Source organism: Erythrobacter longus, assembly GCF_000715015.1.
Lineage (GTDB): Bacteria > Pseudomonadota > Alphaproteobacteria > Sphingomonadales > Sphingomonadaceae > Erythrobacter > Erythrobacter longus.
The window spans coordinates 195182-210610 of sequence record NZ_JMIW01000001.1 but is presented as its reverse complement, the minus strand read 5'-3'; the positions used below and the strand labels follow the sequence as shown (position 1 = coordinate 210610).

The 15429-nt window shown below is 58.2% G+C and carries 12 protein-coding genes; 2 read left to right on the top strand and 10 right to left on the bottom strand.

Annotated elements, in window-relative coordinates; all coding sequences use genetic code 11:
- Position 1: 1 nt before the first annotated feature.
- Positions 2 to 1447: a UdgX family uracil-DNA binding protein gene (locus tag EH31_RS01005; protein WP_034957570.1), complete on the bottom strand. Its 1446-nt coding sequence runs from the start codon at positions 1445 to 1447 to the stop codon at positions 2 to 4.
- Positions 1447 to 2700: a putative DNA modification/repair radical SAM protein gene (locus EH31_RS01000; protein ID WP_034958703.1), complete on the bottom strand. Its 1254-nt coding sequence runs from the start codon at positions 2698 to 2700 to the stop codon at positions 1447 to 1449. Before EH31_RS01000 ends, EH31_RS01005 begins: the two co-directional genes overlap by 1 nt.
- A 179-nt stretch (positions 2701 to 2879) precedes the next feature.
- Here EH31_RS01000 and EH31_RS00995 point away from each other — a divergent pair, with 179 nt between their 5' ends.
- Complete coding sequence (locus EH31_RS00995) at positions 2880 to 3527, top strand: phosphoribosyl-AMP cyclohydrolase (protein WP_199796985.1); 648 nt, start codon at positions 2880 to 2882, stop codon at positions 3525 to 3527.
- A gap of 169 nt (positions 3528 to 3696) precedes the next feature.
- Here the strand turns inward: EH31_RS00995 and EH31_RS00990 are convergent, their stop codons facing one another.
- From EH31_RS00990 to EH31_RS00975, 4 genes are all read right to left on the bottom strand, one after another.
- On the bottom strand, positions 3697 to 4044 hold the full coding sequence (locus EH31_RS00990; RefSeq protein WP_241765796.1) for a PilZ domain-containing protein: 348 nt from the start codon (positions 4042 to 4044) through the stop codon (positions 3697 to 3699).
- A gap of 62 nt (positions 4045 to 4106) precedes the next feature.
- Entirely contained in the window at positions 4107 to 5753 is a 1647-nt protein-coding gene (locus tag EH31_RS00985; RefSeq protein WP_034957569.1) for a Y-family DNA polymerase, read from the bottom strand.
- Complete coding sequence (locus EH31_RS00980; protein ID WP_051698834.1) at positions 5695 to 6579, bottom strand: ImuA family protein; 885 nt, start codon at positions 6577 to 6579, stop codon at positions 5695 to 5697. Before EH31_RS00980 ends, EH31_RS00985 begins: the two co-directional genes overlap by 59 nt.
- 97 nt (positions 6580 to 6676) lie before the next feature.
- On the bottom strand, positions 6677 to 8089 hold the full coding sequence (locus tag EH31_RS00975) for a sodium-dependent transporter (RefSeq protein WP_034957568.1): 1413 nt from the start codon (positions 8087 to 8089) through the stop codon (positions 6677 to 6679).
- Between the two features lie 449 nt (positions 8090 to 8538).
- Between EH31_RS00975 and panB the strand changes: the two genes are divergently transcribed.
- Positions 8539 to 9411 (top strand): 3-methyl-2-oxobutanoate hydroxymethyltransferase, encoded by an 873-nt coding sequence (panB, locus tag EH31_RS00965; protein WP_034957566.1) that lies wholly within the window; start codon positions 8539 to 8541, stop codon positions 9409 to 9411.
- On the opposite strand, the gene EH31_RS00960 is transcribed toward panB, so the two are convergent.
- The 4 genes from EH31_RS00960 to prsK are packed head-to-tail and all read right to left on the bottom strand — an operon-like array spanning position 9401 to position 15429.
- The gene (locus EH31_RS00960) at positions 9401 to 10366 is read right to left on the bottom strand and encodes a bile acid:sodium symporter family protein (protein ID WP_034957565.1); all 966 of its coding nucleotides are present in this window, start codon (positions 10364 to 10366) and stop codon (positions 9401 to 9403) included. The genes panB and EH31_RS00960 overlap by 11 nt on opposite strands.
- 56 nt (positions 10367 to 10422) lie before the next feature.
- Positions 10423 to 11907: a tetratricopeptide repeat protein gene (locus EH31_RS00955; protein ID WP_206742003.1), complete on the bottom strand. Its 1485-nt coding sequence runs from the start codon at positions 11905 to 11907 to the stop codon at positions 10423 to 10425.
- The gene (prsR, locus tag EH31_RS00950) at positions 11891 to 13255 is read right to left on the bottom strand and encodes a PEP-CTERM-box response regulator transcription factor (protein ID WP_034957563.1); all 1365 of its coding nucleotides are present in this window, start codon (positions 13253 to 13255) and stop codon (positions 11891 to 11893) included. The genes EH31_RS00955 and prsR overlap by 17 nt, the downstream gene beginning before the upstream one ends.
- On the bottom strand, positions 13255 to 15429 hold the full coding sequence (gene prsK / locus EH31_RS00945) for an XrtA/PEP-CTERM system histidine kinase PrsK (protein WP_241765795.1): 2175 nt from the start codon (positions 15427 to 15429) through the stop codon (positions 13255 to 13257). The genes prsR and prsK overlap by 1 nt, the downstream gene beginning before the upstream one ends.

Genomic DNA, 15429 nt, shown 5'->3' with positions numbered 1-15429 from the left:
GTCACGAGGTGACCTCGAGCAAACGCCCTCTCACCGCTGCCAAGTCCCGCGCGAAAAGCTCCTCCTGCGCCGCCCTAGCCTCGCCATCGAGGCGCAGGAGATAGGACGGGTGCGCGGTGATCCAAAGCTCGCTGCCGTCCTCCAAGGGCACCGGCGCCCCGCGCTCTTTGGCAAGGCTTACCGTGCGGCCAAGCATTGCTCTTGCAGCGCTCGCACCAAGCGCCAGCACCACACGCGGGGCCACCACCTTACGCTCTGCCTCAAGCCAGAAGCGGCAGGTGTCGATTTCCTTGGCCTGCGGGGTCTGGTGGATGCGGCGTTTGCCGCGCGCGACGAACTTGAAATGCTTGACCGCATTGGTGACGTAGGCCTCGCTCCGGTCAATCCCGGCTTTGCCCAGATACACATCGAGCAATTGGCCCGCCGGTCCCACAAAAGGTTTGCCCGCTAAATCCTCAGAATCGCCCGGTTGTTCGCCAACGATCATCAATGGCGCGCCCGGTGCGCCTTCGCCCATCACGGCGCGGGTGCCGCATTCAGCGATGGGGCAATCACTACAAGCGCTGATCCCCTCAGCAATCGCCTCCAGGCTCGAAGGCACCTCGCGCACCTCACGCGCGCCTGCTGCCACCATGCCCGCCTCGCGCGCCTGTGCGCCTGCGATCAGCTGAGGAATAAGCTCGGCCTCTGGCATATTCTTCCAATATTTCTTGGGCATCTCCGACAGCATCGCGCCCACTTTGAGCCGCGCGGGGTTGAAGATTGAGGCGTAATAGGACTTCCAAAGCGCCTCCACCGGATCGCCTGTGGGAGCATCCTCGCGCCGCGCCGGGGGACCTTCGCGCATCGTCTTGCCATCCCAATGGATACAGCCTCTGGGCGTGAGGATCGACCAGCGCATATTGGCAAAACGGCGCATGAAAAAGCCCGCCTGCGCGCGCACAATGTGGTGGTCTGGTTCAAACCAGGCGACATAGTGATCGCCCTCTTCACTTGTCACCTCGCGAAAGCGGACGAAGGCGTGCATCTTGTGCGCGTCGCGGCGAACCTCTTTGTCGAGTTCCTCGATCCGGCGCACGTCCGTATCCGCGCTGTCCTGCATAAAGCCGGGCTGCGATTGGAGGCGCCATAAGGTGCGGTAGAGGAGGCTGAACCGCTCTGGCTCAGAATGGACACAAACATTGCGGGCAAGGCGCATAAACCGCTTGGAAGCGCGCACTTGAGGAGCGTCCACCTCCGGCACAGGCAGGCGTTTTTCACCCCGAGAAGGCCCTTCAAAAGCGAACAGATCACCCGTACCCCCCGGCTCCACCCAGCTCACCCGGTCAGGGGGCACATCGCACTGGATAAGCTGGCGCGCCCGCTCACGCCAAAAGGCAAAGTCATCGGGGCGCGGGAGATGGACGACATAATGGGCGCCGAGGGAGACGTGCTGGAGAGCGGTCATCAAAACAGCTCCAACTGTTCCAGCTTAGGCGCAAGCATTGAGCGCAAATCTGCCCTGTCCGTAAGCTGCGTTGGTCGCCAATCAGCCGCGACCAGAAAGGGCCGAACCTTTGCAATTGACTGGGTGAGCCTGCCCACATCCTCAAGCCGCAAACGCCTGTATCGCCGCGCTTTCAAAATCCGCCCCACCGCCGTTGTTCCCAACCCCGGCACACGCAAAAGCTGTTCTTTGGACGCGCGGTTTACATCGACCGGGAATTCCCCACGAAACTTCAAAGCCCAGGCAAGCTTGGGATCAATATCAAGCGGGAGGTTCCCATCATCCTCCGTCGCATCGGCCACATCATTTGCGCCAAAGCCATAAAACCGCATCAGCCAATCGGATTGATACAAGCGGTGTTCGCGCATCAGCGGAGGTCGTTTCAAAGGCAGCACCGCGCTTGCATCAGGGATCGGTGAAAAGGCGCTGTAATAGACGCGGCGAAGGCCAAAATTGCCGTAGAGGCCCGCCGCACGGCTCACGATCGCGGTGTCATTCGCATCATCTGCGCCCACGATCATCTGCGTCGATTGGCCCGCCGGGGCAAAGCGCGGCGCATGGCGAAAGCGTTTCCTTTCATCCTTTGCCTGAATAATCCGCGCGCTTGTCTTCGCCAGAGCGCCTTCGATCTCCGCCTCGTCCTTGTCAGGTGCAAGCCGGGTAAGCCCTGCGCGTGTTGGCAGTTCCACATTGATCGACACCCGGTCCGCATACATCCCCGCCTGCTCGATCAGTTCAGGATCGGCCTCTGGAATGGTTTTGAGATGGATATAACCGCGAAAATCATATTCCTCGCGCAGGATCCGCGCTGTCTCCATCAACTGCTCCATCGTGTGATTGGAGCTTTTGATAATGCCGGAGGAGAGGAACAGCCCCTCGATATAATTGCGCTTGTAGAAATTGATCGTGAGGTCAGCGACCTCTTGCGGTGTAAACCGCGCGCGCGGCGTGTTCGAGCTCTTCCGATTGATACAATAGTGGCAATCAAAGATGCAGTGATTGGTCAAAAGCACCTTCAGCAGCGAGATGCACCGCCCATCGGGGGCATAAGCGTGGCAGATACCCATCCCTTCGGTTGAGCCAACCCCTTTACCGCCAATCGAATTCTTCTTCGCCGTGCCCGAAGACGCGCAGGACGCATCGTATTTCGCCGCATCGGCGAGGATTTCGAGGCGTTCGCGTAAAGATTGCTGTTTTAGGATGGCTTGGGGCATATGTTCCTTATATGTTCCAACATCCATGGCCGCAAATGCAAAGTGTGCAACTGATCCAGAAAGGCATAAGCCATACAGCCTACACAGTTTGACTTAGGCTTATCGGGCAATTTCGCGGCGCTGCGTTTCGGCATATCTCACTGTCAACACGAGTGGAAATACCCACCAAGGAGTGTGAGATGACAAATAATACAACAGGCAGTCTAACAGGCCTTGCAAAGATCCGCCTTGCAGCCACCACCGCAGTAACAGCCGCGGTCACTGCAGTGCTCGCCACTGCTGCGGGCGCGCAAACTGACAATACAACGCCAATCGGCGCCGGTCAGCCTCGCGCGCCCACCGAGGCACAATTGCAGTGCATCACCGAAAAGGAAGTGATTGCCGCGCAGGAAGCCTGGGGCAATGGTATCGTAAAAATCGGCGGCGTATATTCATCTGGCGGCGATTACCGCCAAGCCGCGATTGATCACATCGACCAGTTTTACGCCTATGATGAAAGCCTGGTCCTGTTTAAACCAACGCTTGCTTCGGCAGAACAGTTTCGCCCATCATTTGATGGCGCACTATCCTATTTCGTAGGTGGCAACCCGTCTTACCCAGAAGACAAGGGCTTTGCGATCACCCCATGGTCAAAGGTGCGCTGGCAGAACGCTGGCATCACGAACAACATCTGCAATATGGCTGTTGCGATGGGCAATTATTACTTCACGCCTGCAAATGGCGGGGATGAGGTGAAGGTCGAATACACCATCGGCTATATCCGCGATGCCGAGGGTGATTTGAAAATGACCGTGCACAAATCGACGATTCCATACAATCCAAGCTAAACATTGGCCAAGCTAATGGTTTGGCCAAGCTAATGGTTTGACCAAGCCAAGAATTTGGCCAAGCTAAGAATTTGGATTGTTCGGCGAACCTGCCGAAAAGAGAAAGGGGTCGGATGTTCCTCCCGGCCCCTTTTTTCTGTGTCTGGAATATCTGTAAGTCCGGCGCGGATCAGACGCGGTGCATCCGCAGCTTATCTTGGAAGCTTGCAGTCTCTACAGCTTGACACAGGTGATCCAGAACCGCGACGTGCATGGCGCTTTCAAAGGCGACCCCTGCGACCTTGCCTTCGACCCATACGACCTTGCCCAAGGGCGCGTTGATGCCGTTTATGCGAATGGTTACGCGGTCGCCTTCGTTGGCAAAGCCTGAGCTTGCGCGAAGCTTGCAGCCACCTTCGGAGATATCGACCAGATCAGCAAAGATTGTACGCGACTGTACGCGCCCCTTGACCATCAGGTGAAGAGGACGCCTGTCAGATCCGCGCGGTGGTTGTTGCGGTTGTTGTTGCGTCATCATGGTATGATTATCGCAGAAACACGTAAACAAAGGATAACCATGTCTTTGGATTTTGCGAAAATTTACGCGTCGATCCCGTGCAGGAACCAATCCGGAGTACCGCCACGGCCATCGCCTGTGATCCCTGAACGATAAATCCAATAACGCGCGCCCTGCTTGTCCTCGATGCGGTAATAATCGCGCAGACGCGTGGTGGAGCGCTCTCGCCACCACTCAGGGGCAATGCGTTCCGGGCCCTGGACACGGGCAACCTCATGCACCCGCGCGCGCCATCGAAAACGCTGGGGGTAGCCATCGGGTGAGGCGTAAAGCACGGCGATTTTCTCTGGCCGGTCGAGCAGTTTGAGCGGTCTGGCAAGGGGGATATTGAGCGTATTGGGGGCCGTTAAAGGGGCCGTAAAAGAGGAAAGCGCAGGCTGCCAGATAACGCCGCGTTCAGGCAGGTGGCTGGCATGGGCAACCGGGCGGCGCACCGCTTGAGGGCCAAGGCGCACGCTCAACCGGTCGATACATGCAGACAGCGAAGTGCCATGACGGGCCGCGGCTTCCTCGACATCGCTTTGGGAGGCGGCGAAGGGTTCTGCCCAGCTGACCCGCAAACGCACGGTTTCTATTCCAAAGCCTGCCTCGATCCCTTCGAGCTTTTCTGCAAACAGGCGGGTGATGTGAGCTGCGTCCCTTGTCGCCGCGGCCAGTTCAAGGCGGCGCACAATCACCTCTCCATCGACCCGCCACATACCCAGTTCAAGCCGCCGTGCGCCCTGCCCCTGTGCCTCAAGTTCGCGCGCCATATCCTGCGCCAAATCCTCCAGCACCTGGTCAAGCAGCGAACGGTGGCGCAGCGGCTCCATCAAGCGGCGCTGTACCAGGGGCATATGCTGCGGGACCACAGGAAGCAGCGGTTCGGGCACGCGGCCGAGCAATTGGTCGAGCCGGATGAGCGGGTTGGCCGATGGCGACTTGCGGCCCCGGAACCGGCGGTGGAGCGCATCACGCGCAGCCGCTTCTGTCCGGTTGATCGCCCCCCGCGTGATATCGGCAAGATCGCCGAGGCGCTTCAGACCAAGGCGGCGAAGGACGGTAAGAACGTCGGTGTCGAGCCTGAGCGCTGCTGCGGGAAGGTCCGCAAGCTGGCGCATCATCGCCTCTTCGCTGGAAGGTGCAAGGATGCTGCTCCCACCGCCAAGGCGCGGTCCGAAATGTGCCAATGCCCAGGCAGCACCTGCTGTGGGAGCGATTGCCGCACGCACAGCCAGATGCCGCTTCGCAAAGGCACGTTCCACATCGGCGAGAAGCCTGCCCTCCCCACCGAACAAATGCGCGACCGCCGTCACATCGACGATCACACCATCGGGCGGATCAAGCGCGCTCCACGGCCCCCAACGCTGGGCCCAAAGGGCAAGCTTTTCGAGGAAGGCAAGATCGCCCGCAGGGTCAGACGGCGCGGTCTTGAGCCCCGGATAAAGCGCGCGTGCATCCGCCAGCATCTGTCCTGTGCGAGCGCCCGCTGCATGCCCCGCCGCATTCACCGCATCAATGCGCGGACCATGGGCGGTTTCGGTGATGAGGGCGGTGGGAAGCTCTTCTTCCCCCTCACTCTCGCCCTTATCCCCTTGCGCCCTAGCCCCCGCAGACTCAGCCTCGCGCGCCCTATCCCCTTGAGACAGCCGCCATCGATCGACCGAAAGTTGCGCGCACCAGATTGCCATTATGCGCCGGTTTATGCCGGGATTTTCTGGAGGATTTGAAAGGGACATCTGGGGTGTGCTCGAGGGGGCGTTCAGTTTCTTTGGCGGGTGGCTTGGGCGATTTGGAAACACACAATCGCTTCGCGTCCTGGGCAAGCTTCCACTCCCCCGGAGCATGAGAGCGCGCCCGGAAAAGCTCCGCTTGCCAAGTGGGTACACCTGGCCCCTTCGCATCCCAGCGCGGCTCAGGTGAAACCGCAGGGCGCGCGCGCCACCGCATCCTTGCCGAAGACAAATCGCTCTGCGCCTCAAGCCGCACCAGCCACAAGGCCACGCCATGCTTTTCTGCTGCCAGACTAAGCCGCCGCGAAGCCGTAAAGTCGAGCGCGCGCGGATTCCCCGCAATCTCCCCGATCACGCAAGCCAAGTCCCGGCATTTCAGCCCCTCCTCCAGCGCAAACAGAGCATCTTCGGGTTTGCCCGCCTCGACACAGATCACCCGTTCGCGCCATTCTTCGGGAAGGCCGTGGATGTAAGGTCGCCCGCTGAGTTCGACCGCGCGTTTATCCTGCACCCACAAAATCTGCCGCCGGTCCTCTGCTTCGGCCAGCGCACCTTGTTCCCGAACCCCCTCGCAAACGCTTAAGCCATCGCGCGCCAAAGCCAGTGCCAGCCCCGCCCCGCTTGCATCACGGGCACTTGCAAAAATCTCGCTGTGCAGCGGTTGATCGGTAAGCCCCGGCCGCCAGCGCGCCTCACGCTGTTTTGACAGAGCGGCGACATCCACACCCGAGAGGTGCGCAAGGGGCGGCACTTTAGGCCGGGAAAGAGGATCGGGTTTGGTCATAGGAACATATCAAGAGACTCATAGAGAGACCCTTTGTTCCTATTATGTTCCACAAAAAACAGAGGAGCGCAAGTCCCGCGCTCCTCCCTATTTTTCCCTAGCTGGTCAGGCCCACAAACAGGATCACGGCAAGAACAATCGGGCACACAAAGCGCACCAACGCCCGCCACAGCTTGTGCAAAGCGCCATCAAGGCCGTTCTCACTGTCGATCAGCCGCGCATCGGCGATCCAACCGACAAAGATGCAAGTCAAAATCGCACCGATGGGCATAAACAGCTTGGCCGTCACCCCGTCCAGCGTGTCGAAGAAATTGGTCTCTGCAAACAGCGGGATGAAACCGAGCGGATAAAACTCTGCCAGATCGTTGAACGACAGCGCAGACAAAACCCCCAGCACCGCAGCGCCCGCGCCAACGATGATCGTCGCCACAGGCCGCGCCAGTTTGAATTTTTCAAAAACGTAAGCAGTTGGAGCCTCCAGCAGCGAAACCGAGCTGGTAAGCGCCGCGAAGAAGATCATCACGAAGAACGCAAGCCCGATAGCTGAGCCAAATGGCATTTGCTGGAACGCGATCGGAAGCGATTCAAACATCAATCCCGGACCTGCATTGGTCGAAAGGCCTGCTGCAAATACAATCGGAAAAATGGCCAAGCCAGCGAGCAGCGCAACCGCTGTATCCGCGCCTGCAATAATGCCGGAGGTTTCGCCCAGATTGGTGTCACGATTGGCATATGCGCCATATGTCATCATGCCTGCCACACCCAATGAGAGCGAGAAGAAGGCCTGACCAACCGCTGCCAGCATCACTTCGCCCGTCAACTTCGAGAAGTCGAAAGTGAACAGGTAAGCGACCGCCTCAGCGAAATTACCGGTGAACGCGCCATAGATCGTGATCGCAAGGAAAAGGACGAAGAACAGCGGCATCAAATACACCGCCACCCATTCAATGCCGCTTGATACGCCGCGCGCTACAAAGAACATGGTGACGCCAAGAAATCCAAGATTGAGCCCGGCCATCAAAGTGCCATCAGCAAACAGACCCGGCATCAACGCCTTGATCTCTTCCGGATCGCGCCCCTGAAACGCCCCGCCGGAAAGGCCAGTCTGGAACAGGTCACTGGCAAACACACCAATGTAATAAACAACCCAGCCCCCCACGACACAGTAAAAGCTGAGGATCAGGAAGGCTGCAAAAACACCCATCGAGGCGAGCACGCTCCACCCTTCCGATGCTTTGGAATCGCGCGCCAGCCGCCGCACACTTTCAGGCGCGTTGGCCTGACCGTGACGGCCGATAAGAACCTCTGACAAAAGAACCGGCAAGCCGATCAGCAATACGCAGAAAATGTAGAACAGGACAAAGGCCCCTCCCCCATTTTCGCCCGCCTCTGCCGGAAAGCGCCACATATTGCCAAGGCCGACGGCTGATCCGACGGCTGCAAGAATAAACGCGCTGCGCGATGACCAGTTCTCGTGACCGGCTCTTGCGCCCGAACCTGCTGCTGCCATCTTGTGGTAGTTCCCTTTTATGCGCGCCCCTTATTGGCGCTATCCCTCATTTATGCGCGCCTTTGTGCAATGTTTCGCGCGCGAGGCCAAGGGCCACTTTGCGGGTTTTCGTGCATGATGCCCGCTTTGACCTGCGCTTTGGGCCAAAGCTCCAACCAGGCACGCGCCGCAAGCGAGCGCTTTCCTACATCGGTATCTCTCGTCAAACTGGCTGAGCCACCGTACAATTTTGGCAGATAGCCAAATTTCCAGCGCAAAAGTGTCTCATAGGGTTAACAAGCAAGGTACTGAATTTATGAATAAAGTAGGAAAGCAGTGACCATCCTATGAGACAGTGGTGTCTCATAGGCGGATTAAGCAGTCCCACCCTGCCGCGCCATGGCTGACCGCAAATTTGCCCGTTTCCAAGTGCTTTGCGTTTTGCAAAGTCCCCTTTTAAAGAAGTCCCCATGTCCACAACATTCCAGCTCGATACGAGCACCAGCAGAGCCAATCCCACCCCTCAGCCAATGAAGCGGCTGACCGTGCCGCGCATCCGGTCGCGCAAAGCAGATGGGGTGACGCAAGAACCCTTGGTGATGCTGACCGCATACACCGCACGTCAGGCCCAGCTTCTGGATGCGCATTGCGATCTGTTGCTGGTCGGAGATTCTCTTGCACAGGTCATTTACGGGCTGCCGACAACGGTGCCTGTGACATTGGAGATGATGGCCAATCACGGTGCCGCAGTTGTGCGCGGAAGTTACCATTCGGTGGTGGTCGTCGATATGCCGTTTGGCTCTTACGAGGCGTCAAAAGAACAGGCGTTTGAAAGCGCGGCTTACCTCCTGAAACAAACGGGCGCGGCTGCGGTAAAACTTGAAGGCGGCGAGGCCATGGCTGAAACCGTCGAATTCCTGAACCAGCGCGGCATTCCGGTGATGGGTCACGTTGGCCTTACCCCGCAGGCGGTAAATGTGCTTGGCGGATATATGGCGCGTGGGCGCTCTGATGCAGAGGCAGAGAAGATCGTGAACGATGCGATTGCATTGGATCAGGCGGGCGCGTTTGCGATTGTGCTCGAAGGGGTGCTTGAACCCATTGCGATCAAGGCGACCAAGGCCGTGTCCTGCCCCACTATCGGTATCGGCGCGTCAAACCAGTGCGATGGACAGGTGCTGGTGACCGAAGATATGCTGGGCATGTTTGAACGCGTGCCGCGCTTTGTGAAGAAATACGAAGACATCGCCAGCGTCATTGAAAAGACGGTCGCCCACTATGCCGAGGAAGTGCGCGAGCGTACCTTCCCAACCGAAGAGCAGACGTACCAGCCTAAGGCGTGAGTTTTGCCAGATGGTTCGCCAGCGGCGCTGCAATCACCAGCTGGAGCAGGTGATACAAGAGCAGCGGCGCGATGACGAAGCCTGCAACATCAGGCGCAAACAAAATGGCAGCGAGCGGCGCTCCGATAGCAACGCTCTTTTGCGCGCCTGCAAAGAGGAAGGCGATCCGGTCTTCCCGGGCGATGTTGAGAAGGCCGCCCGTGAGCCAGGCGCCTCCTGAAGCGGCGATAAGATAGACGATGATAAGACCAATGAGAGAGGCCCAACCAAGGAGAGTAAACATCTGACCCAGCCCTTGTTCGACCGCGCCTGAAAAAGCGACGTAAACCGCGATGCCGATCACGACCCGGTCGAGCCATGCGACATCGGACTTGCGCTCTTTCAGCCAGTCAATCGTCCACCCCTGAACCGCTTGGCCAATCATAAAGGGCAGGATCAGGATAACGCCAATGCGAAGGATAGTCTCAGTGCCAATATCCGCCGCCTCGCTCCCCGCAAGAAGCGCAAACAGCGGCGCGGTGATGAAGACGCCAGCGATATTGATCAGAGCTGCGCCAACGACGGACAGTGCGACATTGCCGCCCGCAAGGCTGGTGTAAGAGGTCGCAGACTGGATGGTGGATGGCAGCGCGCCAAGGAACAGGAAGCCAAGGGCCACTAACGGCGGAAGGACATTTGAAGCAGCGCTAGACAAGCCAAAGCCGATAAGCGGCATCGCGCCAAACACCCACGCAAAGAGCGGTAAGAAGAACCGCCAGTTCGCCAGCCCTTTAGCAATTTCACCGCGCGCAATACGCATTCCGTTGACCAGGAAAAGGAGGAAAATCGCAATATTGGAAATGGCCTGAGCGATACCGCGAGCCTCGCCCGCCGCTGGCACAACAATCGCCAAAAGCGTCGCGGTAAGCAGAACCACGATCATCGGATCGGCAAGGATTGAAAAGCGGGACAGCATTTGCCAAAGGCCCCTGCCCGCTCATCGTGTGATTGTCGAGATCGCTACACGGCTATCTACAGGAACGGTTTGGGGACAAGGTTCCCGAACAAGGCATCCGCCTGGGCCGCGTCCTCTTCATTGCCCAATTCGCGCGCCGCTTTTGCTCTTAATGCCAAAGCCGTGGGGTCGCTCCCTGCGCCTTGGGCAATGGCTGTATCGAGCAGCACCGCAACACGAAGCCAATCGGCATCTTGCGCGCTGATCCTTGCCAGCACCATCAAGGCGTCAAGGTTTTGCGGGTCGCCTTTAATATACCTCGAAAGGAGCGCTTTTGCAGCATCGCCCTCGCCCGCTTCAAGCATTGCGGCAACAAGTTTACGCGTCAAAGGCCAGGATCGGCGCACCTGCGCTGACACTCGATAGGCCTCGATCGCCTCCAGTGGCTGCCCACTTGCAAGCGCAACATCGCCAGCAAGCGAATAGGCATCGCCCGATTGCGGAAACTGGCGGACCACGCCCGCTGCGACAGAGCGAGCGCCGCCCAGATTGCCTGCAGCGACAAGGCTACGCAATTGGCTTGTCGGCGCGGGAAGATCGCCTTCGCTGGTCAGGACAAAGCTTGAACCATTGCTCAATGAATTGGCCCTTTCGATGAACGGGATTGCCGCCACGCGGTTGCCAGCCCGTTCGAGCGAACGCCCGACCAGCATGACGAGATACGATGAAGCACCGGGCCTTTTTGCCGTTTCACCAAAGCGCTGCGCAATCAAATCATCGCGCCCACCAAGCCACCATGCCTTGGCCAAAAGCTCTTGTGCACGCATTTTGGCGGGTTGCTCCTCGGCTAGCACGTCGAGGATATTGGCAGCGGTATCGTAATTGCCTTGCTGAAGATTGATGATCGCATTGAGCATCCTTGCCGCAGGCACTTCGTTTTGAAGATAGCGGCTTCGTTCAAGCAGTCTTGCCGCGACAGCAGGTTTATCGCCGCGCGCCGCCAGGACGGCCTGAAGGAACAACGCTTGTCCGTTATCAGGAGCAAACTGTGTCAAATCACGCACCGCCAAAAGCATATCGCGATTGTAGCCAAGATCGCCCAGAGTGGCGGCATATTCGCCAAGCACTTCTGGATTGTTAGGGGCGGCCAGATTTGCAGACTCAAACCACGCCAGCGCTTCTTCCATCCCGTTCGCATCGCGCACCATCTGCGCGCGCAACAAGAGTGCGGGGCCATAGGTTGGTTGCAATTCGAGCGCGTAGTCCGCCGCTTCGATCGCGGTCAGGTTTTCCCCGCCAAGGAACCGAAGCCGGGCAATATCGACCCACAATCCAGGGTTTTCAGGCTCGATCTTGCGTGCCTCATCATAGGCTTTGCCAGCTTCCACAAGGTCGCCTTGCCGGACATAGCGGCGCGCATCTTCGATGAGACTGAGGAATTCCTTGCTTCCGCTAAGCTGCGTCGCCTCAACCGGGGCCGGGTCACTTGAGCAGCCGGTAACGCCAAGGCTGGTCAAAGCCAGCGAGGAGATGATCAAACCGCGCTTAAACATGGAGATCATACTGCTTGAGCAAATCGTACAAAGTGGGGCGGCTGATTCCCAGAAGTTTGGCTGTGCTGGAGATGTTGCCTTCGCTTCGGGCGAGCGCATGACGGATAACCCGGCGGTCCGATTGTTCGCGCGCCGATTTAAGGTTGAGGACTTCCTCATCCTCGTCATCGCTGCTTTCAAAGTCGAGATCGCCAGCGCCCACCAATTTGCCATCGGCCATGATGACGGCGCGCTTCACCCGGTTTTCCAGCTCGCGCACGTTACCTGGCCATTCATGCCCGTCGATGGCCTTAAGCGCGTCGGGCGCAAAGCCGGTGACCGCAGGGTTCATCTCTTTGGCAAAGCGTTTGAGGAAAGCCTTGGCCAGCAGGATTGCATCGCCGTGCCGTTCGGCAAGGCCAGGAATACGCACCACGATTTCAGCAAGGCGATAGAACAGATCTTCGCGAAACGTGCCTGCTGCGATCATGCCTTCAAGGTTTTGGTGTGTGGCGCAAACGATGCGCGTGTCCACTTCGATGGTTTTGCGCCCGCCAATGCGTTCAATCGTGCGTTCTTGCAGGAACCGCAGCAGTTTCACCTGAAGCGGCAGTGGAATATCGCCGACCTCGTCAAGGAAGAGCGTGCCGCCATTGGCGCTTTCAATCTTGCCTTCGGTCGTTTTGACAGCGCCCGTAAATGCGCCCTTTTCGTGGCCGAACAGCTCGCTTTCCAAAAGACTTTCAGGGATCGCTGCACAGTTGATCGCAACAAACGGTTTGTCACAGCGATTGCTGGCATCGTGCAGACCTTGGGCGAGCAATTCCTTACCCGTGCCGCTTGCTCCCAAAAGCATGACGGACACATTGGTGGATGCCACGCGCTCAATCGTGCGGGCAACTTTGACCATTTCGGGTGCGCCCGTAATCAGGCGGCCAAGGACGGTCTTATCCTCGCTCGCATTGGCGACAAGGCGGCGGTTCTCCTGCTCGATTTTATGAAGGTTGAACGCGCGTCGCACGATCAGCCCAAGCTGTTCAATATCAACCGGTTTTTGATAAAAATCATACGCGCCCCGCTCAATCGCCTGAAGCGCGCTTTCCCGTGCGACATGGCCGCTGGCAACGATCACCTTGGTGTCTGGCTTCAACGCCATGATGGCATCGAGCACAGCGAACCCTTCGGTCGTGCCATCGGGGTCAGGCGGAAGCCCGAGATCAAGCGTGACAACCGCAGGCATCTCGCTTCGCAAGGCCGCAACCGCGCTGTCGCGGTCGCCAGCGATCACGACTTCGAAATCCTCATAGGCCCATTTCAATTGAGCCTGCAGACCTTCATCATCCTCGATGACGAGCAATACGGGTTTCTTGTCAGCCATCAGGCGACCTCTTCGCTTTCTTCGATTGTCGATTGCTTTGTTGTTGAGTTACCCGACGCGCGCTTTGGTGGCCCACCAGCCACCCTTGCATCGGCTATGCGCACTGCCTCGGGCACTGGAAGGCTTACGGAAAAACGCGTGCCAATGTTTTCGCGCGATTCGACCGTAAGCCGACCGCCCATCGCCTTGACCAATTCGCGCGCCTCAAATGCGCCAATGCCAAAGCCGCCCTGCTTGGATGAGACGAAGGGCTTGAACAGACCAGTACGCATGAATTCAGGGGACATGCCAGTGCCCGAATCGACAACCTCAAGCATCCCTGAAGGCCCTTCGCGGTGCGTATTGATTGTGACCGGTTCGCCCGGCTCGCTTGCATCAACGGCATTCTGGACAAGATGGAGGATCGCCTGTTCGGCAGCTTCCGCGTTTGCGAGTACGGTGACCCTTTCGGTGCGCGCCAAGGAAACCGGGTGCACACCTTTGAACCGCTCACACACCTTTGCAGCAAGATCGCGAAGATCGAATTCATGCGCCGCTTGCGATTGCCCCGCGCCATATCGCCCAAGCCTATCTAGCAGCGCATTCAATTTGTCAGACGAATTGCGCAATGTGACAAGCATATCTGCGCGAAAATCGGGGTTGTCCGCATGCTTTTGCGCGTTCCTGGACAGCAAAGAGAGCTGGCTTGCGATGTTCTTGATGTCGTGCATCACGAAGGCCATGCGGCGGTTAAACTCGTCAAATCGGCTTGCATCCATCAAGGCTTGTTGACCCGCTTGTTCAGCAAGGTAACTCGCCAATTGTTGGCCCACGACGCGCAGCAAATCGAAGTCTTCCCAGTCAAGCTTGCGCTCAATCCTCGGGCGCGCGAGGACGATTACGCCAACCAATCGGTCAAAATGCAAAAGCGGCACCAGGGCCCACGCGTCTTCTGCCTCGATGAGCCAGGCAGGTATCTGTTCCAGCTCACCAAAATACTCTACACCCGAACGCGCTTCATCCAGCGCAAGGATGTGGTTGTTCTGTTCAAGTGTGCTGGGCAATTTGAAATCGCTGGCGATGGCTGGCACGTCGAGCGTCGCCCAATTCCAGCGCGCATTCAGCTCAAGCTGCGCCTCTTCATTGGGCATCAGCAGCAGGCCCGCCGGGCTCTCAGTGATGTCCGCAATCGCCTTTACCGCGCGCTCTTTGAAACTGCTGCCAGAGCTTGAGGCATGACCGATGGTGCGGGTAAATCGCAACCATTCTTCGCGGTAGTCATAGCGGTGCTGAAACAGGTGTTTTGCCGCCATCACGCGCAAGGAACGGCGGATGCGCTGTGATGGAAGCCATATGATCGCAGCTGCAATCGCGAACACCAGAAAAGCAATCTGGCTCGCCCTGCCCACATCACCGCCCAGCAACGCAAGGCTGCGCGTGACCAGCACCATGACGATCAGATATGACCCAATGACCAGTAGCGAAAGCGTTTGGAAAGTCACGGCGCGCGATGGACGAAATTCAAGGCCTGCACTGCTCGAATTGGCACCCACAGCCATCATGACTGCCATGACCCCTGCCACAATCCCGTGGAGCGATCCGAGCACCACCGGATTAGTCTCGCCCAGATAGGCAAGCGTATGGAGGTTAAGATCATAGGCGAAAAAGGCGCCTAGACCGATCCCGCTCCACAAGATGATCCGGCGCGATGCGGTTGCTGCGCCCGCATACAGATTGTGCAGCAAGACAAGCGCGCCAATGGCAATCATCATGCTGAAAAGCTCGCTGATTTCATGGGCGAGTTGGATCACCTGCGGATATCCGACCGCCTGTGTTTCGATCAGAATCACCAAAAGCTGAAACAGCTGAACCAGCACCAATGTGACAATCACTGGCCTTGTGGGCTTTAAGCTTTCATCGCGACCATCAGCAGCAAAAAGCTGAAAGATCACCGCCAGAAGCGCAAGGTTGCGCGCCACTTCTGCGATAGCGATCAGGATTGAGCCGGGCTGCGCTGCAATCGAAAGGCTGCACCAAATCACGATTGCGCCCAATGCGATCAGCACAGCTTCGCGGTCCGGACGATGGTCGTCGCCTGCGCGCGCGATCCACACACCCGCACCTGCAGCAGCGATACCGCCGATCAGGTAGCAAACCAGCGCAATCATGGGAGCAAGATCGGTGACAATCGGCAC

Coding starts and splice junctions, on each gene's coding strand:
- EH31_RS01005 (WP_034957570.1), bottom strand. CDS start 1,447: ATGACCGCTCTCCAGCACGTCTCCCTCGGCGCCCATTATGTCGTCCAT.
- EH31_RS01000 (WP_034958703.1), bottom strand. CDS start 2,700: ATGCCCCAAGCCATCCTAAAACAGCAATCTTTACGCGAACGCCTCGAA.
- EH31_RS00995 (WP_199796985.1), top strand. CDS start 2,880: ATGACAAATAATACAACAGGCAGTCTAACAGGCCTTGCAAAGATCCGC.
- EH31_RS00990 (WP_241765796.1), bottom strand. CDS start 4,044: ATGATGACGCAACAACAACCGCAACAACCACCGCGCGGATCTGACAGG.
- EH31_RS00985 (WP_034957569.1), bottom strand. CDS start 5,753: ATGGCAATCTGGTGCGCGCAACTTTCGGTCGATCGATGGCGGCTGTCT.
- EH31_RS00980 (WP_051698834.1), bottom strand. CDS start 6,579: ATGACCAAACCCGATCCTCTTTCCCGGCCTAAAGTGCCGCCCCTTGCG.
- EH31_RS00975 (WP_034957568.1), bottom strand. CDS start 8,089: ATGGCAGCAGCAGGTTCGGGCGCAAGAGCCGGTCACGAGAACTGGTCA.
- panB (WP_034957566.1), top strand. CDS start 8,539: ATGTCCACAACATTCCAGCTCGATACGAGCACCAGCAGAGCCAATCCC.
- EH31_RS00960 (WP_034957565.1), bottom strand. CDS start 10,366: ATGCTGTCCCGCTTTTCAATCCTTGCCGATCCGATGATCGTGGTTCTG.
- EH31_RS00955 (WP_206742003.1), bottom strand. CDS start 11,907: ATGATCTCCATGTTTAAGCGCGGTTTGATCATCTCCTCGCTGGCTTTG.
- prsR (WP_034957563.1), bottom strand. CDS start 13,255: ATGGCTGACAAGAAACCCGTATTGCTCGTCATCGAGGATGATGAAGGT.